The sequence below is a fragment of the Coriobacteriia bacterium genome, assembly GCA_041658765.1.
Classification (GTDB): Bacteria; Actinomycetota; Coriobacteriia; order Anaerosomatales; family JBAZZO01; genus JBAZZO01.
Genome location: JBAZZO010000015.1, coordinates 44,726 through 65,105, shown reverse-complemented (window position 1 = coordinate 65,105; position 20,380 = coordinate 44,726). Strand labels below are relative to the sequence as shown.

Below are 20,380 nucleotides of genomic sequence, written 5' to 3'. Positions count from 1 at the left end.
CGCCTAGATACACGCCGTTTCTGCGCATGATCGCTCGTCTTCGCAGCTTAGACCCATCAAACGCGGACTATTCGCGGGAGTTAGCTGCGGAACCCAGGAAAGACGAGGAGGATGACGGCCGTCCACGCGAGTCTGTGGGCGCGGCGAGTCGTCACGCGTTCTCCTCGAGTTCCGTCAGCAGGCCGAGCCGGTGTCTTTCCCCCGCGAAGCCGAAGCGCTCTACCCCCATAGCGCGTGCTGCCCGGATCCCCAGGCTGCTGGCCTCGCGAACCCAATATAGCAGAATCCGGGTCAGCCCAGCGTGCGCACGACCTTCGCCGGCACGCCCGCGACGACGGTGTTCGGCTCGACGTCCGCCGTCACCACGGCGCCGGCCGCGATGACCGCGCCGTCTCCGATGGTGACGCCCTTGAGCACCATCGCCCGCGTCCCGATCCAGACGTCGCGGCCGATGGTCACCGGCGCGTCCAGGTCGAGACCGGGGTTCGTGCGCCGCGTCTCGGGAGGCCAGAGCGCGTGCCCGTCGCTGTCGGAGATCAGAACGTTCGCGGCGATCATCGTCCCGTCGCCGATCGTCACCGACGTGGACCGGCAATGGATCGAGACGCCGCTCATCCCGACGTTGTCGCCGACCACGATGTTCGCAGTGTAGGAGTTGGTGCGTATGAAGGTGGGCGCGTAGATGGAAGCGAAGTACGCACGGTGCTGGCTCGCCGAGAGGATCAGGTCGTCTCCGAAGCTTATCTCGGATTTCGGATACCGCAGGACGTGAGAGGTGCCCCAGACGCGCGCCCGGCGGCCGACCTTCACGCCGAAGAGCGCCGCCTTGACTCGGAATCGGAGCGTCCCCCACACCCCGCTCAGCCACGAGACGCCGTTGAAGTACGCATACGATGCTACATCCGCAGGAGAGGGCTTTATGCCGGCGACGCGCCGCAGGTCCATCCCGTGTCCTCCAGAGGGTAGTCCGGTGCGGTCTTCCCGCACGTCAGAGGCGGCGCACGGTCGCTTCCGCCGTCACCGAGACGATACCACGGCGACGCGGGCGGGTCATGCTCGCTGTGCTACCATCGACATGCTGCCGGGACGAGGGGATGGACGCATGAAGCCGCAGGTCGTCATCTTGTGCGGAGGGAAGGGCACCCGTCTGCGCGAAGAGACCGGGATCAAGCCCAAGCCGATGGTCGAGATCGGCGGCAAGCCCATCCTCTGGCACATCATGAAGTCGTACTCGGCCCACGGTTTCGACCGCTTCGTCCTCGCCCTCGGATACCGCGGCGACGTCATCAAGAGCTACTTCTACCACTATCGCGTCACGGCCAGCGATTTCACCGTGAAGCTCAGCCCCCACTCGGAGCCGCGCATCCACTCGGTCTCCGACGAGGAGCGCTGGGAGATAACCTGCGTCGACACCGGCGAGGAGACCCTCAAGGGCGGCCGCGTGAAGCGGCTCGAGTCCTTCCTGGAGGGCGACCGCTTCCACCTCACGTACGGCGACGGCGTCGGCGACGTCGACATCACCGCTCTCGACGAGTACCACCGCTCGCACGGGCGGCTCGGCACCGTGACGGCCGTGCGGCCGCCGTCGCGCTTCGGCGAGATGCGCCTCGACGGCGACCGAGTCGTCTCCTTCGAGGAGAAGCCGCAGATGGGCACGGGGCTCATCAACGGCGGGTTCTTCGTGCTCGACCGCTCGTTCCTCGACCGGTTGACGCCGGACGAGGACTGCGACCTCGAGTTCGGCGCGCTCCAGACGCTCGCGGCCGACGACCAGCTGCGCGTCTGGCGCCACGACGGCTTCTGGCAGTGCATGGACACAGCGCGGGAGCGCGACGCGCTGGAGAAGGCCTGGCGCGCGGGTGAGGCGCCCTGGAAGGTCTGGGCGTGACGGCGAGCGTCTACCGAGACAAGCGGGTCCTCGTCACCGGCCACACCGGCTTCAAGGGCGCGTGGCTGTGCGCGTGGCTCCTCTCGCTCGGCGCGGACGTCGTCGGCTACGCGCTCGACACCGCCGGTCCCCAGGACGTCTCGACCATGACCGGCCTCGGCGGTCGCGTCGATTCGCGCATCGCCGACGTCCGCGACCTCGACACGCTGCGCTGTGTCATGCGCGAGACGCGTCCAGAGGTCGTCTTCCATCTCGCGGCTCAAGCGCTCGTCCGTCCGTCCTATGTGGCGCCGATCGAGACTTTTCAGACGAACGTCATGGGCACGGTGAACGTGCTTGAGGCGGTGCGGGCGACGCCGAGCGTGCGCGCGGTGGTGATCGTGACGAGCGACAAGTGCTACGAGAACCTCGAGCACGTACGCGGCTATCGCGAGGACGAGCCGATGGGCGGCCGGGACCCGTACAGCGCGAGCAAGGGCTGCGCCGAGATCGCGCTGGCGTCGTACAGGCTCTCGTTCTTCGACCCCTCGCGTCCCGGGTCCAGCGCCGCGGGCGTCGCCTCGGCTCGTGCCGGCAACGTCATCGGCGGCGGGGACCACGCGCCGGACCGTATCGTGCCCGACTGCGTTCGCGCGCTGAGTGCGGGCGAGCCCGTGTCCGTGCGCAACCCGTCCTCGACCCGCCCGTGGCAGCACGTGCTCGAGCCGCTCGGCGGCTACCTGCTCCTCGGGGCGCGGCTCCTCGACGATCCGGGCTCGTACGCCGAGGCGTTCAACTTCGGCCCCGAATCCGGCGGCCACGTGACCGTGGGCGATCTCGTCGACCTCGTGGTGCGTCGGTGGGGGAGCGGCTCGTGGGTGCATGCTCCCGAGCCGGGTGCGGCTCACGAGGCGGGGATGCTCTCGCTCGACGTCACGAAAGCGGCGGAGCGGCTCGGTTGGCGACCCGTCCTCGACGCGGGCGAGGCCGTCGCTCTCACCGTCGACTGGTACCGGGCGGTTGCTTCCGGGGAGGACGCGTGGGCGCTGACCCGCGCACAAGTCGGCGAGTACGAGCGTCTGGCCGCCGAGCGCGGCCGCGCCGTCGCGGGGTAGGAGGCATCCGATGATCGAAGGCGTCGTCGTCAAGCCGCTCGCGCGCATCAGCGACGAGCGCGGCACCATCCTCAAGATGCAGGAGTCGAGCGATCCCGAGTATCTGGGCTTCGGCGAGGTGTACTTCTCGACCGTCTATCCGGGCGTCGTGAAGGGCTGGCATCTCCACGAGAGCAACGTGCTCAACTACGCTGTGGTCAAAGGCATGGTCAAGCTCGTGCTCTTCGACGACCGCGAAGGATCGCCCACTCGTGGTGAGCTCATGGAGCTCTTCATCGGGGAGAGGGACCACAAGCTGGTGCAGATACCCGCGATGGTGTGGAACGGGTTCAAGGGGATCGGAGTCGACGAGGCCATCGTCTGCGACGTCACCACTCTCACGCACGGCGAGGACGTCATGCGGCGGCTCGACCCCCACGACAACGACGTCATACCCTACGACTGGGGCCGCAAGGACCGCTAGCGGCGCCCTCAGGAGGTCAGTGTGGGCTTCTTCGACGGCCTGCCGGTCGTGATGACCGGCGCGACCGGGTTCGTCGGCGGGCGTCTCGCCCGCGAGCTCGTCGCGCGCGGCGCGCGGGTGACGGCGATCCATCGCGACGACGGCATCGGCACGCGCCGCCTGGAGGAAGCCGCCGCATCTGTCCGCTTCGTCGAGGCCGACCTGCTCGATCCCGTCGCGGTGCGCGATCTCCTGGACGAGACGCGCCCGGCCGTCATCTACCACATGGCGACCTACTACGCCGTCGACAACGATGTCGATCTCGGCGCGATGATCGACACGAACGTGAAGGCGGGGGCGCTGCTGGTCTCCGCGTGTCGCGATCGCGCGGACCTGCGGCTGCTCGTCAACGTCGGTACGTGTGCCGAGTTCGGCGACTTCCGCGGTCTCGCCGACGAGACGACGCGAATCGATCCGAACAACGCGTACGCCTCGACCAAGGCCGCGCAGACGGTCGTGATGCGTCAGCTCGGACGCGACCTCGGCGTGCCTCTGACCACGCTGCGCCTCTACAACATGTACGGCGAGTGGGAGAAGCCGGAGAGGCTCGTCCCGTACGTCATCCTCTCGCTCATGCGCGGCGAGCGCGTCGAGCTCACCGCCGGGGAGCAGGCGAAGGACTACTCCTATCTGGGAGACGTCGTGGACGCCTTCCTCGCGACGGCCGAGAAGCATGGAGCGGCCGCCGGCGAGACCCTCAACATCGGCTCCGGAGTCACCGTCACGATGCGCGGACTCGTGGAGGAGATCGCGAAGCATTTCCCGGGTTCGGACGGTCTCGTGGACTTCGGCGCGAAGCCCTACCGCCCCGACGAGATGTGGTTCCAGGGTACGAGCATCGCCGCCGCGCGCCGCGTTCTCGGCTGGGAGCCGCGCACTTCGCTGGCCGACGGGATCGCCTCCGTCGTCGGCTGGTATCGCGACCATGCGGCGGAGTACGGGGTCGCGTGACATGCCGCTGGTGAGCGTCATCGTCCTCACGTGGGAGCGCGAGCGCCTGCTCGCCGAGACACTGGAGGGCGTTCTAGGCCAGACCTTCTCCGACCTCGAGGTGCTCGTAGTCGACAACGAGTCGGCCGACGGGACCGAGGCGTACGTGCGGGGCATCGCCGACCCGCGCGTGACCTACCTGCGCCACGCCAACGGAGGGAACCTCTCGGTCAATCGCGACCACGGGCTCGCTCACGCCAAAGGCGAGTTCGTGGCCTTCTGCGACGACGACGACCTTTGGGAGCCGCGCAAGCTCCAGGAGCAGGTCGACGCGTTCGCCGCGCACCCGGAGGCGGCTCTCGTGTGCACGCAGGCGTTGCGGTTCGACCGCGACGACGTGTTCGGGCCGATGGTGGGCCGGAAACGGACGGGATGGGTCGCTCTCGAGGAGCTGCTCGGGCCCTGGCATCCGGTGATCCTCTCCTCCGTGCTGGCGCGCAGGGACGTGCTGACCGAGCTCGGCGGATTCGACACGGACCCCGCGATCGTCACGATCGAGGACCACGACACGTGGGTGCGTCTCGCGGCGCACGGTCGCATCTGGTTCATCGCCGAGCCGCTCGTGCGCTATCGCGTCCACGCGCAGATGTACTCGCACAAGGACCTGCGCGATGTGCTGGCCAAGGAGCGGGTGCTCTTCTCCCGTCTGCGCGAGCGCGGCCTCATCACCCTGGAACAGAACGCGACGGCGCAGCGCGCGATCGGCCGCGCGTGGCGGGTCGCGACGGTGAAGGAGGCGCTCAAGTCGACGCGCGTCGCCAAGCCGCTCCTCTACTTCGCGCGCAAGGCGCTCTGGCGCCTCCGCTCGCGCGGCGACGGGGGAGGGTGACGCGCGGTGGGCGGTCTTCGCGGCGCGGTCGTCGTCTTCGTCAACAACTTCCCCGGTCCCTCGCTGGGGGGTGGAGAGGTGCATCTGCTCCACCTCGTGCGTGGCTGCGTCGCGGCCGGTATGGACGTGCGGGTGGTCTGCGAGCCCGGTTCGAGGGTGGGCGACGAGGCGCGGGAGGCGGGCGCCACGGTGGTTCGCATGCCGCTGACCGGGCCGGACCTGCCGGGGACCGCGCGACGCGTGCGCAAGTACCTGCGCGAGAGCGGGGCCGATATCGTGCACGCCGGCGGCTGGCTGACGAACGCCGCCGTCCGCCTCGCGGGGCGCGGACTTCCCTTGGCGGTGGTGAACACCGTCCACTGCGAGCCCGCTGCCTCGCTCGCCGACGGCGGATCTCGCCTCGGGCTCGCCGCCAGGCGCGTGGTCGACCACGCGACGCGCTCCCGCGCCGATCTGGTCCTTCCGATCACGAGAGCGGTCGGCGACTCGCTCGTCGCCGAGGGATGGGATCCCTCTAGGATGCACGTCATCCCCAATGGTGTGGACGTCGCCTCCGTGACGAAGGCGGCTTCCGCGCCGCTGCCCGCCGGGCTCTCGCTCCCCGATGGCGACGGACCGCTCGTCGGGGTCGTCGCGCGCCTCGAGCCCGTGAAGGGCGTCGATGTCTTCATCCGCGCGGCGATGCTCGTCGCAGCGCACTCTCCCCACGTCCGCTTCGTCGTCGTCGGGGGCGGTTCCGCCGAAGCGGAGTTGAGGAGTCTTGCGTCTTCGCTCGATCCGGGTCGCAGGATCGCTCTCGTCGGTCCCGTCGCGGGGGCGCTGCCGCTCCTCGCGCGGTTCGACGTGGCGGTGGTCCCATCTCGCTCCGAGGGGCTGCCGACATCGCTGCTCGAGGCCCTCGCGCTCGGAGTGCCCGTCGTCGCGTCGGCGGTCGGCGGTATCCCCGATGTCGTCACGGACGGAGAGACGGGTGTCCTCGTGCCTCCCGACGATCCGGCCGCTCTAGCCGATGCGATCGTCTCGCTCCTCGAAGGCCCCGCCGCCGCCCTCGGGTCGGCTGGCGCCTCGCTCGTCGCACAGCGCTACTCGGTCTCCGGTATGGTCGAGCAGCACCTCGCGCTCTACGAGGTCCTCATCGGACGGAGGCACCGCGAGTGAGCTTGGATCTCGACCGCGGCACCTTCGTCTTCGCATCCAGCAGGCGCGGCGCGACGGTCGGACGCGTCGAAGGCCGCCTCCTTCGTGTGATGGAGGCTCTCGTCGAGAGGGGCGCCAGCGTGCACCTCATCTGCGAGCCCGGTGGTCCGCTCGCCGAGCCGGCCGTCGCCGCCGGCGTGGTTGTCGCGCTCTACCGCCTCGATAGGCTCAACTTCTTCCGCACGCGTTCGCGCATGAGGAAGTACCTGCTCCGCTACCAGCCTGCCATCCTCCATTCGACGGGCCTCGAAGCCGACCTTCTCGCCCGCATGGCCGCGAAGGACCTGCCGGTCAAGGTCGTGAACTCCGTCCATCTCGCGACTTGGCCGCCATACGGCTCCACGCCGCTCTCGCGCATGGTGCGTCGGCGTCTCGACGCGGGGACGCGCGGCCGCGCCGATGCGTTCGTCGTGGACCGGGAGGAACTCGCCGCGCGCCTCGTGGCTGTCGGCGTCGAGAGCGAACGCGTCGTCGTGGACCATCCCAGCGTCGACATCGCTCGGGTGGCGCGCGACGCCGTCCCGCCCGCCATGCTGCCCGGACGTTCGGGGACCCCGGCGGTGGGCTACGCGGGCCGGCTCGAACACGCACGCGGCCTCGACATGCTTCCCGCGGTGTCTGAGCTGCTGGAGGCGCGAGGCCGTCCCGCGCGCGTGATCGTCGCGGGCGAAGGGCCGGCCGCTTCGAAGCTCGCCGCCGCGGCCGCGGTCGGGAGGGTGCGCCTGCTCGGCGAGGTGCAGAGCGTCCCGGCGGTCCTAGCTGCTCTCGACGTGTGCTGCTTCCCCTCGTCCGGCCCAGGCACGCCGACGACGCTGCTCGAGGCCGCGGCCCTCGGCCGTCCGCTCGTCGCGACCTCGGTGCCGGGGATCGCGGGGTTGCTCGCGGACGGTCGCGAGGCGCTGCTCGTGGAGCCGGGAGACGCGATGGCCTTCACCAACGCGGTCGCTTCGCTTCTCGACGACCCCGAACGCGCCGCTCGCATGGGGGCGGCCGCTCGTCATCGCACTATCGACGAGTACTCCTCGACCGCGGCGGTCGCGCGCCACATCGCGCTCTATCGGCGTCTGGTCGCGTCGTGACGATGGCGGCCGTCGGACTTGGTGACGTGTCGGCATCGGCCGTGTCCCCGTCACTCGCCGATGTGCGAGAATACGACCGGCGCTAGGAGGTCGGAAGTGACGCACGACGAGACGATCCGGTTCGGCACCGACGGCTGGCGGGCCGTCATCGCACAGGACTTCACGTTCGCCGATCTCCGCCGCGTCGCGGACGCGGCGGGCAGAGTGCTCGCCGCCGACCATCCGGCGGGGACGGTCATCGTCGGGTACGATACCCGGTTCGAGGCGCCCGCCTTCGCAGCAGCGGCGGCGGAGGTGCTCGCGGGCCACGGACTACGGGTCCGTGTCAGCGACGCATACTGCCCGACCCCCGCGCTGTGCTGGTCCGTCGCGCACGACGAGGAAGCGATCGGCGGGGTCATGCTGACCGCGAGCCACAATCCCTCGAATTGGCTAGGGTTCAAGTTGAGGATGAGTGATGGTGGAGCCTCCCCGGTAGCCTTCACGGACCGTGTCGAAGCCGAGCTGCACGACGGGGCGCCTTCGGTCCTCGGCGACTTCGAGACCACGGACCTCATGGGTCCTTACCTGGCCGCTCTCCGTTCTTCGGTCGACGCGGACGCATTGCGCGCCGCGGGTCTGCGCGTCGCCGTGGATCCTCTCTACGGCGCGGGTCGCGCTCATCTCGCGGGGGTGCTGCGCGATCTCGGCGTCGACGTCACGGAGATCCACGGCGATGCGAATCCGGGCTTCGGCGGTCTGCATCCCGAGCCCATCCCGCCGCACATCGACGAGGTGCGGGCCCTCGTTCGCGGAGCCGGTCTCGATGCGGCGTTCGTCACCGACGGCGACGCGGATCGCATCGGCGCCGTCGACGGACGCGGCGCCTTCGTGAATCCCCATCGCATAATCTGCCTGGTCGCACGCCACCTGTTCGAGGACAAAGGCCGGACCGGGCGCATCGTGAAGACGCTCTCCACCTCGGTGCTCGTCGACCGGCTGGCGGAGCGGCTCGGCCTCGAGGTCGTCACCACGCCGATCGGCTTCAAGTGGATCTACGAGGAGATGGTCGCGGGAGACGTGCTGGTCGGCGGCGAGGAGTCGGGCGGCATCGGCGTCCCGTGGCACGTGCGCGAACGCGACGGGCTGCTCATGTCCCTGTTGCTCGCCGAGATGATGGCGCAGCGCGGGAAGGGCCTGGGCGAACTCGTGGACGACCTGCTGGAACTCACCGGGCCCATGGAGTACAGGCGTGTAGACCTTCACCTTGAACCTGAGGTCAAGGCATCGTTCCTCGCCAGGATCCCCGATCTGGCTCCAGCATCGGCCGGAGGTCTTCCCGTCATCGGGACCGTGCGCTCCGACGGGCTGAAGCTGCTCTTCCCGGACGATGCGTGGCTGCTGCTGCGCCCCTCGGGCACGGAGCCTCTCGTCCGCGTCTACGCCGAGGCGTCGACCGGTGGCGTCGTCGACGACCTTCTCGCGGCGGGCAAGGCCCTCGTGACCGGCGAGGGCGCTTAGATGCGCGTGACGATGGTCAACAAGTACTACCCGCCCCATCTCGGCGGCATCGAGCATCATCTGCGCGACCTCTCCGTCGCGCTCGCGGCTCGCCCGGGTGTCCACGTTCGCGCGCTCGTGTCGAACGAGGGGCGTGGAAAGGTGCTGGAGACGCTCGACGGGGTCGACGTCGTTCGTCTGTCTCGGGCGTTCGCATACGCTTCGACTCCCGTGGCGCTCGGGATGCCCGCCGCTATCAGGCGGCAGGCCGCAGGCGCGGAGCCCGCCGATCTGCTCCACCTCCATTCCCCTTATCCATGGGGTGAGACGTCCTGGCAGATGGCCCGGGCCGGTCTTCCGACCGTGCTCTCGTACCACAGCGACATCGTCCGGCAGAAGGCGCTGCTCGCGGTCTACGGACCGCTTCTGAGACGTCTCCTGGATCGCGTCGATCTCATCATCGCGGCCTCTCCGGACATGGTCGAGCACAGCGAGTTCCTCGCGCCCGTAGCGTCGAAGTGCCGCGTGGTGCCCTACGGTATCGACGTCGGATCGTTCGCGACGCCCGAGGTCCTCGAGCGTGCCGCGCGATTGCGCGACGATCGGCGACGCCCGGTCGTGCTCTTCGCCGGCCGGCTCGTCTACTACAAGGGCGTCGACATCCTGGTCCGCGCGATGGCCGATGTGGACGCGGATCTCGTGCTGCTCGGTCGCGGGCCGCTCGAGTCGGAGTTGCGCGCCGCCGCCGAGCGGCTGGGGATCGCCGATCGCGTGACCTTCCTTCCGCCGCAGCCCGACGGCGAGTTGAGGGCGTGGTACGCGGCTGCCGACGTGCTGTGCCTGCCGTCCGTCGCGCGCTCGGAGGCGTTCGGCATCGTCCAGATCGAGGCTCATGCCGCCGGAACCCCGGTCGTCTCGACCGCGCTTCCCACGGGAGTGCCGTTCGCGAACAAGGACGGCGAGACCGGCATCGTCGTGCCCGTGGGCGATGCGGGAGCCCTCGCGGAGGCGTTGCGCGCGATCGTCGGCGACGCGGGTCTTCGCGAACGCCTCGGCCGCGGGGCGCAAGCCCGCGCGCGGGAGATGTTCGGCACCGAGCGTATGGTGGAAGGCGTTCTGTCGGTCTACCGCGAGGCGCGCGGAGAGGCGGCCTGAAGTGTCCCGCTCCCGCTTCATAGCGCTCTCCGTGGTGCTCGATACGCTACTGGTCAACGTCGGCATCGTCGCCGCGTTCTGGGTGCGGTTCTTCGGGCGTCTTCCATCCTTCAACTTCAGCGCGTACCTCGCTCTATGGCCTCTTCTGACCCTCGTCTACCTCGCCTCGGGATACGTCTACGGTCTCTACGAGCCGGAGCGGACCGAAGGCGCGTGGGGTGTCGCGCAGGCGGCGTTCAAGGCCGTGACCCTCGGAACGGTGCTCACCGTGGCGATCGCGTTCTTCGCCGGCCCGCGGTTCTTCTCCTTCAGCCGTCTCGTGATCCTGATCGCGTGGGTCTTCCACATCGCCCTGCTCGTGGGGTGGAGGGTCGCGCTCCTCGGCGTCATGCACGTCAGCCGCCCGGAGCAGCGGGTGCTCGTCGTCGGCACCGGCCCGCTCGCTCTCGAACTCGCGAGCGAGCTGCAGCGGCTGAAGGGATGGGGGTACCGTGTCGTCGGGCTGCTCGCGCGCGACGAGGAGGAGGCGCGCCGCGACACAGGCGAGTTCCCCGTGCTGGGCACTGCCGCCGAAGCCACCCGGGTGGTGCGCGAGCAGTCCGTCGAGCGCGTCATCGTGGCCTCGCCGGTCGCCCTGCGCGAACTCGTCGAGGACCTCGCGCTCTCCGATGAGACCGACGTGCGTGTCGACGTCATCCCGGGGCTCTACGAGATATTCATCGGGACCGTGGACCACATCGTCAGCGATATCCCGCTCATGGAGCTCACGAAGCCTCCGGCGCCGGGCTGGTACACTTCGGCGAAACGCGCGATCGACGTCATCGGGGCGCTCGCGTTCATGGTGCTCGCGAGTCCGGTCCTGGCCGTCGCCGACCTCGCGATCGTGCTCACGATGGGGCGGCCCGTCCTCTACTCACAGGAGAGGGTCGGCAAGGATCTCGTGCCGTTCCGGGTCTACAAGTTCCGGACGATGGTCCGCGACGCCGAGTCCTCGACGGGACCGGTGCTCGCCGTCGCCGACGACGCTCGTATCACCCCGGTCGGACGGTTCCTGCGAAGGTTCCGCATTGACGAGTTGCCTCAACTGGCTAATATCCTCAGAGGCGACATGAGCTTCGTCGGCCCGCGGCCGGAGAGGCCGTTCTTCGTGGAACGGTTCCTGACGGAGATCCCCGGTTACCGGGAGCGCTACAAGGTCAAGCCGGGTGTGACGGGCCTCGCACAGGTCTCCGGCTCGTACGCCACCACGCCCGAACGCAAGCTGAAGTACGACCTCATATACATGTACCATCAGAACCTGCTCATGGATGTGCAGATCCTCGTCGAGACGTTGCGCGTGGTCCTCACGGGCCGTGGCGCGCGATAGGGAGGCCACGTGGCCGCGAAGTCGAAGAAGCCCGACCCGAAGAAGCAGGCGGCCGCGAAGGCCGCCGCGCGCGCGGCCGAGTCCCCGACGGCGGGGATGGACCGCGGCGAGAAGGCGGTCTGGTTCTGCCTCCATCTGCTCGTGATCCTCGTGCCCGTCGCCATCTCGAACCTGACCTGGCTCGGCATCGGCGGTCGCATGCCGCTCACCTACGACCAGTTCGACATCGCGAAGGTCTTCACGATGCGAGTGATCACCCTCGTCGCGGCGGGTCTGTGGGGCTGGCGTGTCTTCACGCGCGGCGGGACCCTGCGCAGGACGAAGGTGGACTGGCTCGTACTCATCTTCCTGGCGTGGGTAGCGCTCACCACGGTGACGTCGATCCATCCGCCGACGGCGATCTTCGGCAAGTACCGCCGGTTCGAGGGACTCATCTCGTTCGTCAACTACGCGGTCGTCTTCTTCCTCGTCGTGCAGATGGTCGACCGCCCGTCGAGGATCCGATCGCTTGCGCGCAGCCTCGTCTTCGGCGGGCTTCTCGTCTCGCTCTACGGCGTCGCCCAGTACTTCGGCAAGGACATCATCCCGTGGGGCTCGCTGCCCTTCGAGGTCAACCGCTCCTTCGCCTCGTACGGGAACCCCGACCTTCTCGGCGGGTACCTGATGTTCCCGCTGCCCATCGCGCTCGCCCTCGCGCTCTCGGAGCCGCGCGAGGGCTGGCGTATCTTCTACTGGTGCACGTTCCTTCTGGTCATGATGTCCTGGCTCACGGCGTTCGTGCGCGGAGCATGGATCGGCGGGGCCGTCTCCATCGTCATCGTCGCTTTCGCCGCGTTCAGGGCCCGCAGCAAGCCGAACGCGATCGACTGGGGCTTCATGGCGTTCATCGGCGCCGCGGGGATCGGCATCGTCACGCGCAGCGCCGGATCGAGCAACAGCGTCACGAACGTCGTCTCCCGCCTCAAGTCCATCGGCGACGTCAAGGGCGGCAGCGCGCTGACGCGTTTCCAGATCTGGCAGGCGGCGTGGGACGCCGTCAAGGCGCGCCCGATCGTGGGGTGGGGGGCGGACACCTTCCGCCTCATCTTCCCGCGCTTCAAGCCGGTGGAGTACACCGGGACGGCCGGGTTCCTCTCGGTCGCCGACAACGTCCACGACTATCCGCTCCAGATCATGTCCGCGCTCGGCATCCCCGGCTTCGTCCTCCTGTACGGGTTGTTCGGCTGGGCACTGTGGATCTCCGCTCCTGCGGCGTTCGCCAAGGGCAAGGGAGGCGACCGTCTCCTGCTCGCGGGGTTCTGGGCGTCGGCGGTCGGCTACCTCGCCCACCTCATGTTCGGTCTGTCCGTGACGGGGTCGACCATATTCCTGTGGATCGTCCTCGCGGTCGTCCTCACGCCTTTCGCGACCTCGCGCAACGTGCGCGCGCCCTCGTGGGGCGGTCTGGCCGCCATAGTGCTCGTCGTCGTGGTGGTCCTCGGTCAGATCGGCAACCTGGTCTACGTGGTCGCGGACCGGTACTACCTCATCGGGCGCATCGGTTCGAACGGACAGGCGCGTATCGACGCGATCAAACGTTCCATCGAGCTGAACCCGTACAACGACATGTACCTCGCAGAACTGGGCCTCGCGCACCAGGACCTCGCCATCAACTACCTGAATGCGGCGCAGACCGAGCAGTCCGCCGGACGCGATGGATCCCAGTACCTCGCGCAAGGGAAGCAGGAGTTCCTCCTCGGCGAGCAGGCGCTCAAGCGCACGATCGACTTCGTGCCGTCCGAATACGACAACTACGTCTTCCTCTCGAACCTGTACAACATGGCCGCCGACTACTTCGATCCCATCTATCGCCCGATGGCTCTCGACATCGCGATGAAGGGCGAGAAGGTCGAGCCGTTCGGTCCGGCCATCCGGTTCCAGGCCGCCGTCGCGTACGAGCGGCTCGGCCAGCGCGACAAGGCCATAGCCGAGCTACAGACCGCATTCAGCCAGGACACGAACTACGCCGAGGTGCGCGGCATGCTGGTGAACCTGTACACGCAGACCGGCCAGACCGAGAAGGCGAAACAGGTCTACATCGACGCTCTCAAGCGCGACCCGGCGAACGGTACCCTTCTCTCGGGGCTCGCTTCGCTCGAGGGCTCGGGCTCGAAGCCTGCCACGGCGACGAAGTGAGGTCGGCTCCTAGATGACCCAGGCACCGATCCCGCAGACGACGATCCAGCGTCTTCCGGTCTACCTGCGCTGCCTGCTGCAGGCCCAGTCGATGCACATGCCCGTGATCAACTCCATCGGCATAGCCGAGATGGCGGGATCGAACGCTGCGCAGGTGCGCAAGGACCTGTCGTACCTCGGCGAGTTCGGGATCCGCGGCATCGGCTACGACGTGGAGGACCTCATCGGTCACGTCTCTCGGTGGCTCGGGGTCTCGGTGAGTCGTCACGCCGCGATCATCGGCGTGGGGCGCCTCGGTGGCGCACTGCGTTCGTACGGGGGTTTCGAGGACCGCGGCTTCCGCATCGTCGCGCTCTTCGATACCGATCCGGAGAAGGTCCGCTCGGATGTCGGCGGGCTGCCTGTCGACCCGATCGAGGATCTCGAGGAGGTCATCGCGCAGCGCGGAGTGGAGGTCGTCATCCTGACCACCCCGCCGGAGGCGGCGCAGGCCCTCCTGGGTCGGCTCGTGTCCTCGGGAGTGAAGGCGATCCTGAACTTCGCCCCTGTGCGGCTCGACGTTCCCGCCGACGTCATGGTGCGACAGGTGGACTTGGCCGTGGAATTGCAGGTACTCTCATTCCACCTGGCGAACAGGGATGAGGAGCGGTAGATGGACGTCTTGGGCTTCCGCGAAAAGGGCGGCATGGAAGAGCCGATCCCCGACACGGGGCTTCTGGCGGGTGCTCACGCGAACGTGCTCTCCCCGGATCCGATACCCGCAGCCGTGTCGCACGCCGTCGCCTCGCGGGCGGAGGGAGTCGAGTCTCAGCGGTCGCTCCCGGCTGTCGACGCGGTCGAAGACTCCCCTGATGCCCCCGCCGACGGTGAGCGGGAGCTCGTCCCGCTGTGGCTCGCCGGTCTCGTCCTCCTCCTGCTGCTCGGAGTGCTCGGGGCAGCGGGCTTTGTCGTGAACTCGATACTCTCGGGCGACGGCAGCGCGTCGGCTTCCGAGGCGCGCACCAGGGCCGCTCAAGGCAAGGTCCGCCAGGACCCGGCGAGCGCCGAGACCCACGTCGAGCTCGGATTCAGCTATCAGCGCGAGGGCAAGTTCGACAAGGCCCTCGACGAGTACGAACTCGCCATGAAGATCGACCCCCGCAACACGGCCGCCCTCTACAACAAGGGCATGACGTACATGCAGATGCATCGCTGGCGCGAGGCGGAGCAGACCCTGTGGCAGGTGCTCGACATCGAACCCGAGCACGCCCTCGCCGCGAAGGCGCTCGGCGAGTACTACGCGGCGAAGCGCCAGTACCGTTCGATGGTCATAGCGCTGACGCCCGCCGCGAACGCGAATCCCTCGATGGCCGACATCCAGTACCTTCTGGGATTCTCGTACGAGAAGCAGGGCAAGCGCACGCTTGCGATCTACGGGTACCGCGCCGCGCTCAAGTACGTCCCGGACATGAAGGAGGCCCGCGACGGCCTCCTCCGTCTCGGCGTGCAGCCCGACTGACCTTAAGCGACGGGATGACGCCATGAGTCCCGCCCGCCCTCCGCGGCGGCCTTCACCGCGCACCGTCTTCCTGGGGCTCGCGGTCGCGCTCACGTTCGTCCTCACCGTCCTCGTACTCGCGCTCCTGGGCTACCTGCGGATCCCGGGCTTGTCCGGCCGGGCGCACGAGCTCGCCGGACTGCGTTCGATACTCGAGATACGGGGTCCCGGAGTGGGCCCCCGGCCGCTCTTCAAACGTCCGATGGGTGTCGCGGTGAGTCCTCGCAGGCGCATCTACGTGACCGACACGGGCAACGATCGCGTGTGCGTCTTCTCGCTAGACGGCAAGTTCCTCTTCGAGTTCGGCGGGTCCGGCGTCGCGAAGATCTTGCCGGGCGGGATCAAGACCTGGCGCCCGGGCAGACTGAACTACCCGGTCGGGATCGACTGCGACGAGGAGGGCAACGTCTACGTCGCCGATTTCCGCAACGACCAGATACAGGTGTTCGACGCGGACGGGCGGTACTTGCGCGTCTTCCCCGACCGCGACTCCATCGTCGGACGTGGCGGCTCGGGGCAGGACGGTACGGGCATCGCTGTCACCGACGTCGCGGTGAGGGATGGCAAGGTCTATGCTACCGACACCTATCAGGTCTTAGAGTTCTCGACCGACGGGAACCTGATCCGTCAGTTCGGCAGACCCGGGCGCGGCCCAGGTGATCTCGACCACCCGAACGGGGTCGCGGTCGGGCGTGACGGTACCGTGTACGTTTCGGACTCGAACCACGCTCGGATAGTCGCCTTCTCGGAGGAGGGCGAAGTGCTCTGGGAGCTCGGCCGCATCCCGCGCGATCTCTCCGACGGCGCCATCGGCGATTTCAGCCTCCCGCGCGGGCTGACGGTGCTCAACGACGGGTCCCTCGTCGTCGCGGACGCGTTCGACTTCTCGTTGGTGATGGCTTCCCAGCACGGCCGGCTTCTCCAGCGGTTCGGGCAGAGGGGCGAGACGGCCGGCGAGTTGAACTTCCCCAACGACGTCGACCGGTCGGGACGTTACTTCGTGGTCGCCGACAAGGAGAACGACCGTGTGCAGGTGGTCGAGCTGCTCCGGTCCGCGGTAGAATCGCAGCAGCCGAAGTAGTGCGAGGAGCGATGAAGACGGCGAAGAGGATCATGCTCGCGGGCTTCCTGGCGGCGCTTCTGGCGACCGCCACGCCGGCGTTCGCGTTCAACGAGAGCGGCACCGTCGACCCGTTGTGCGTGGTGTGCGCGGATTGCCACGACGGCGACTATTCCTCGGGCCCGCATCGCGGGTATCTCACAACCACGCGCCGGTGCGGCACGTGCCACAGCATGCACAACGCCCCTGGGACATCGATCAGGCTTCTCCCGGGCACGACGATCACAGATTCGTGCGAGGTATGCCACGACGGGACCGGAGGCCAGGGCGTCTACGGTGCCCTCGCGGCGCGCGGCCTCACGGTCATCTCGCGTCATCGCACGGAGGCCACGCGTGTCGTCCCGGGCGGCGACGTGGGCTCCGGCGGCTCCTCGGTCGCCACGTTCACGGGATTGAACTACACGCTGTCTTGTGACGACTGCCACAGTCCGCACGGCGCGAACACGGTGGCATCCTTCACGGGCGACCGTGTGAGGACCGCTTCGGACACGGTGTACGTCAGCGACAGGTTGCTCAAGAAGCGCCCGACGAGTTCGAACATGACGGTGGCCGTCTACGGGTCCGACTGGTGCGGTGGTTGCCACCAGGGCCGGACTTCGCAGACGCAGATCATCCACAACCATCCCGTCGATACCCTCAACGTGACCGCGACGCCGTACTACTACAACTACGTGCCGGTCTTAACGACGGACACCAATCCGACGCAGACCGCGATGGGGCCGCTTGGCCGCACGAACCGTGGCTACCTGATGATCTGGCCGCGAACGCCGCAGCAGTCCGGGCACAACCCCATCTGCATGCAGTGCCACGAGGACCCCCGGCAGGTCGGAACATCGCTCACGATCGACCCGTTCCAGGTCACCACGCTGACGCCGAACGGCGTGGTGTCGACGGATAATCCGCGGTTCCAGGTCTTCCCGCATGAGGCGACGACTACGCGCATGCTCTTGCAGACAGGCGAGGACCTCTGCACGAACTGCCATCCGAACGGTTCGTCGATGTGGTGATGCACGCTGCCGGGCCGACAGAGAGACCTGACAGGGGAGTCATGAGAGCGATCTGCCGTGCGATGGGTGTCGTCGTCCTGTTGGTGGCGGTGACGCTACCGGCCTCGGGCTGCGGCCGTGCGTCCGCCTCGCGTACTCCCGAGCCGGTCAAGCCGACCATGCGCGACCAGTCCGCGCCGGCGAGCGCGACCGTCACTTATCTCCAGTGGGTGAGCTACTCGTATCTCGTCAGAGATTCCGAGGTATCGTCCTTCACCTACACGCCGAACCACTCCGTGCGCATCAACTCCTACATCGAGGCGAACCGCGAGCAGGCTCGGGGGATCGACGAGCGGCTTCAGCGCTTCGTGATCAAGGGGACGCAGATATCCGGTGATCACGCGCGGATCACTGCGCGCGAGGACTGGAAATACAGGTACTTCGACCTGGCGGGCGGCAAGTATCGGTCATCCTGGTACACGGTCTCATACGATTCGAACTACTACCTGGAGCTTACGCCGGACCGGCGCTGGGTCGTCGATGTCGTCGACGCGCAGGCGCGCGGCACGGTGAAGTGACGTGCCCTCTGGGCGCTCCCGAGTCCGCCGGGTATTGCGTTCGCCGAGGCTCGTCGCGTGGCTCATCGCCGGCATCGGGGTCTACATCGTTCTAGCCACTCTCGTCCCGCACGGTTCGGCGACCGAACCCAAGGTCGCCGCGTGGGCCGTGCGCCATCCTGTCGCGGAGCGATACGTCGCCTCGCTGGGGCTTCACCGTCCGTACACCAATCCGGTGTTCCTGCTGCTCGTCGTGCTCCTCGAGGCCTCGACTATCGTGTGTGCCTGGGAGCGGACCGTGTCGGCCGCGCGGGGATCGAGGGCCGTGGGTGTGGTGACCCCCGAGTTGCTGGCGCGTTTGCGCGAAGCCGATGGACGGATCCTTCTTCCGGCCGGCAAGTCGCGTGAAGAGGCCGCCGACGCCGCAGAACGCGTTCTGCGGCGGTTCCGGATGCGGGTTCGCCGGGGTCCAGTGTTGCTCGAGGCGGACTCCTTTCGTTTCGCAGCTTTCGGCAGTCCCGCGTTCCACTGGGCGCTCGCCGCCATCCTGGCGCTGATCATGGCCGGACAACTGACACGCGCCGAGGGGAAGATCGGGATCCGCGTCGGCGAGGCCTCTCGCGAGACGCATGCGTCCTACGGCCACGTCGAGGAGGGCCCCCTCTTCCTCGAGCGTCATACGGGGCTCGATCTCGCGGTCAGCGATCTCGATTCCGAACATCGCGCCGGAGGCCATGACCGTGGTCCTTCACCGTTCGTGTCTCTCCTGCGCGAAGGACGGGTCTTACGTCGGCAGTGGGTCTACCCGAACAACCCGTTGCGTCTCGGACGTCTGTTCGTCCACTACGACGATTACGGGCTGTCTCCGGCAGTGACGGTCTTGGCGCCGGATGGTTCGGTCGTGGCGACGGGGGCGTTCTTCGCCGATTTCGCCAACATGCGTCAAGACGGTCTCGTGCCGGTCGAGGTCACCCTTGCCCAAGGTGCGAGCGACGAGCTTTTCCTCCGTCTCGCCATAAGACTCGACCCCGGTGAGAAGCCGGGGTCGTTCATCCGGGCGATGCCCTCCGGTCAGGCGGTGGATCTCTCCTGCAGGCTTGGGACCTCGCCGACGTTCACGGCTCCCGCGCGCCTCGAGCCGGGCCGGGACGTCGTTCTGTCCTCGGGGTTGCGGGTCCGCTACGATGGGACCAGGTATTACGCTCGGCTCGTTGTGGTCGACGACTGGTCGATACCGTACCTGTACGTTGCGTTCGCCGGGGCATGCATCGCGACGGTGTTCACGCTGATCCTGCCGCCACGGACCGTGTGGGTGCTCGCGGAGGAGTCACCCGAGCGACGGCTGCTGGTGCGCGTACGCGCCGGACGCAGCGACCCGGCGTTCAGAGGACTCGTGGCGCGGAGGCTCGCCGAAGCCGTCGGCTCCGGACCCGACGGGGAGGTCCCTTCATGACGCTCATTGTCGAGGTCGTCATCATGTCCGGCGCCGTGCTCGTCTACGCGATCGCGTCGATGGGGTTCGTCGTCGCTCTCATGTTCGGGAAGAAACAGGCTCGCCTCGCCGGGATCGCGTCCGCGTGCGCCGGTCTCGTCCTGCATGCCGTCGCGATACTCGGAAGGTGGGTGCGCGTCGGTCACGGACCGGCGGTCGGGTTCTACGAAGTCGCCTCGCTCCTCGGCTTCCTCACGGTCGCGTTCTTCCTGCCGCTCTTGTGGCGCCAGCGAGGGCTGTGGGTGGTCGGAGTCGGCGTGATGCCCTTGGCGTTCTTGCTCCTCGGCGGCGCGATGCTCGCCGGCAAGGAGGCGCAGGGGATAGAGGGCAGCCTCGTGAGCTACTGGCTCGGCATCCACGTGGCTTTTGCCAACCTCGCGTACGGTGCCTATGCGGCCTCGTTCGCGCTCGCCATCGCCTTCCTGTTGCGAGAGAAGGGGAGCACCCGGTTCGCGACCGTTCTGGCGAAGCTCCCCGACCAGTTGGTCATCGACGGCCTCATGTTCAAGTTTGTCGGCGCGGGCTTCCTCTTCCAGGGCATCATGATCGTCTCGGGCGCCATCTGGGCGAATGAGGCGTGGGGGCGGTATTGGGCCTGGGATCCGATGGAGACATGGTCGCTCATCGCCTGGATGATCTACGCAGGATACCTGCACGTCAGGCTCACGCTTGGCTGGAGCGGCAGCCGCGCCGCATGGATAGCGGTCTTCTCCCTCCCGGTCATCGTCTTCACGCTGCTCGGGGTCCCGAATGTCTACAAGACCATCCACGGGGCGTATCTCCAGCGCTGACGGCTTGTCGCTCGCTCGCCCGACCGTCCATCCATCGCCTGTTAAGTGACGTTCATCACTGAGGTGTTCAAGTCACCCGGGAAGGTGACGATATACGGGGTGGAGGTCCCTTGAAAGCGGCAGGGCGTGTCCCCCAAGTGATG

The 20,380-nt window shown here is 67.9% G+C and carries 19 protein-coding genes; 18 read left to right on the top strand and 1 reads right to left on the bottom strand.

All coding sequences use genetic code 11. The features are described 5' to 3' along the window. Window positions 1-291: 291 nt before the first annotated feature. Window positions 292-945, bottom strand: a complete 654-nt coding sequence (locus tag WC971_09175; GenBank protein ID MFA5844983.1) for an acyltransferase — start codon at window positions 943-945, stop codon at window positions 292-294. A gap of 157 nt (window positions 946-1,102) precedes the next feature. Between WC971_09175 and rfbF the strand changes: the two genes are divergently transcribed. The 18 genes from rfbF (at window position 1,103) to ccsA (ending at window position 20,237) form a co-directional block, all read left to right on the top strand. Then, on the top strand, window positions 1,103-1,888 hold the full coding sequence (rfbF, locus tag WC971_09170) for a glucose-1-phosphate cytidylyltransferase (GenBank protein ID MFA5844982.1): 786 nt from the start codon (window positions 1,103-1,105) through the stop codon (window positions 1,886-1,888). Further along, a complete protein-coding gene (rfbG, locus tag WC971_09165; GenBank protein ID MFA5844981.1) occupies window positions 1,885-2,982 on the top strand; it encodes a CDP-glucose 4,6-dehydratase in 1,098 nt (365 codons plus the stop codon). The genes rfbF and rfbG overlap by 4 nt, the downstream gene beginning before the upstream one ends. Window positions 2,983-2,992: 10 nt before the next feature. After that, on the top strand, window positions 2,993-3,445 hold the full coding sequence (locus tag WC971_09160; protein ID MFA5844980.1) for a dTDP-4-dehydrorhamnose 3,5-epimerase family protein: 453 nt from the start codon (window positions 2,993-2,995) through the stop codon (window positions 3,443-3,445). Window positions 3,446-3,466: 21 nt separating this feature from the next. Beyond that, entirely contained in the window at window positions 3,467-4,435 is a 969-nt protein-coding gene (locus WC971_09155) for an NAD(P)-dependent oxidoreductase (protein MFA5844979.1), read from the top strand. 10 nt (window positions 4,436-4,445) lie between these two features. Continuing rightward, window positions 4,446-5,303: a glycosyltransferase gene (locus WC971_09150; protein MFA5844978.1), complete on the top strand. Its 858-nt coding sequence runs from the start codon at window positions 4,446-4,448 to the stop codon at window positions 5,301-5,303. A gap of 6 nt (window positions 5,304-5,309) precedes the next feature. Beyond that, on the top strand, window positions 5,310-6,461 hold the full coding sequence (locus tag WC971_09145) for a glycosyltransferase family 4 protein (protein ID MFA5844977.1): 1,152 nt from the start codon (window positions 5,310-5,312) through the stop codon (window positions 6,459-6,461). After that, on the top strand, window positions 6,458-7,579 hold the full coding sequence (locus WC971_09140) for a glycosyltransferase family 4 protein (GenBank protein ID MFA5844976.1): 1,122 nt from the start codon (window positions 6,458-6,460) through the stop codon (window positions 7,577-7,579). The genes WC971_09145 and WC971_09140 overlap by 4 nt, the downstream gene beginning before the upstream one ends. 96 nt (window positions 7,580-7,675) lie before the next feature. Further along, window positions 7,676-9,079, top strand: a complete 1,404-nt coding sequence (locus WC971_09135) for a phosphoglucomutase/phosphomannomutase family protein (GenBank protein MFA5844975.1) — start codon at window positions 7,676-7,678, stop codon at window positions 9,077-9,079. After that, complete coding sequence (locus WC971_09130) at window positions 9,080-10,213, top strand: glycosyltransferase (protein MFA5844974.1); 1,134 nt, start codon at window positions 9,080-9,082, stop codon at window positions 10,211-10,213. It abuts the gene before it with no gap. A gap of 1 nt (window position 10,214) precedes the next feature. Beyond that, a complete protein-coding gene (locus WC971_09125; GenBank protein ID MFA5844973.1) occupies window positions 10,215-11,579 on the top strand; it encodes a sugar transferase in 1,365 nt (454 codons plus the stop codon). A 9-nt stretch (window positions 11,580-11,588) separates the two neighbouring features. Beyond that, a complete protein-coding gene (locus tag WC971_09120; GenBank protein ID MFA5844972.1) occupies window positions 11,589-13,754 on the top strand; it encodes an O-antigen ligase family protein in 2,166 nt (721 codons plus the stop codon). A 13-nt stretch (window positions 13,755-13,767) separates the two neighbouring features. Beyond that, window positions 13,768-14,406, top strand: coding sequence for a redox-sensing transcriptional repressor Rex (locus tag WC971_09115; GenBank protein ID MFA5844971.1), 639 nt, complete (start codon window positions 13,768-13,770; stop codon window positions 14,404-14,406). Further along, entirely contained in the window at window positions 14,407-15,252 is an 846-nt protein-coding gene (locus WC971_09110) for a tetratricopeptide repeat protein (protein ID MFA5844970.1), read from the top strand. A 22-nt stretch (window positions 15,253-15,274) separates the two neighbouring features. Beyond that, window positions 15,275-16,372, top strand: a complete 1,098-nt coding sequence (locus WC971_09105) for a hypothetical protein (GenBank protein ID MFA5844969.1) — start codon at window positions 15,275-15,277, stop codon at window positions 16,370-16,372. A gap of 11 nt (window positions 16,373-16,383) precedes the next feature. Continuing rightward, a complete protein-coding gene (locus WC971_09100) occupies window positions 16,384-17,418 on the top strand; it encodes a hypothetical protein (protein MFA5844968.1) in 1,035 nt (344 codons plus the stop codon). A 41-nt stretch (window positions 17,419-17,459) separates the two neighbouring features. Next, entirely contained in the window at window positions 17,460-17,975 is a 516-nt protein-coding gene (locus WC971_09095; GenBank protein MFA5844967.1) for a hypothetical protein, read from the top strand. A gap of 34 nt (window positions 17,976-18,009) precedes the next feature. Continuing rightward, window positions 18,010-19,407, top strand: coding sequence for a cytochrome c biogenesis protein ResB (locus WC971_09090; protein ID MFA5844966.1), 1,398 nt, complete (start codon window positions 18,010-18,012; stop codon window positions 19,405-19,407). Continuing rightward, complete coding sequence (gene ccsA / locus WC971_09085; GenBank protein MFA5844965.1) at window positions 19,404-20,237, top strand: cytochrome c biogenesis protein CcsA; 834 nt, start codon at window positions 19,404-19,406, stop codon at window positions 20,235-20,237. Before WC971_09090 ends, ccsA begins: the two co-directional genes overlap by 4 nt. Window positions 20,238-20,380 lie beyond the last annotated feature (143 nt).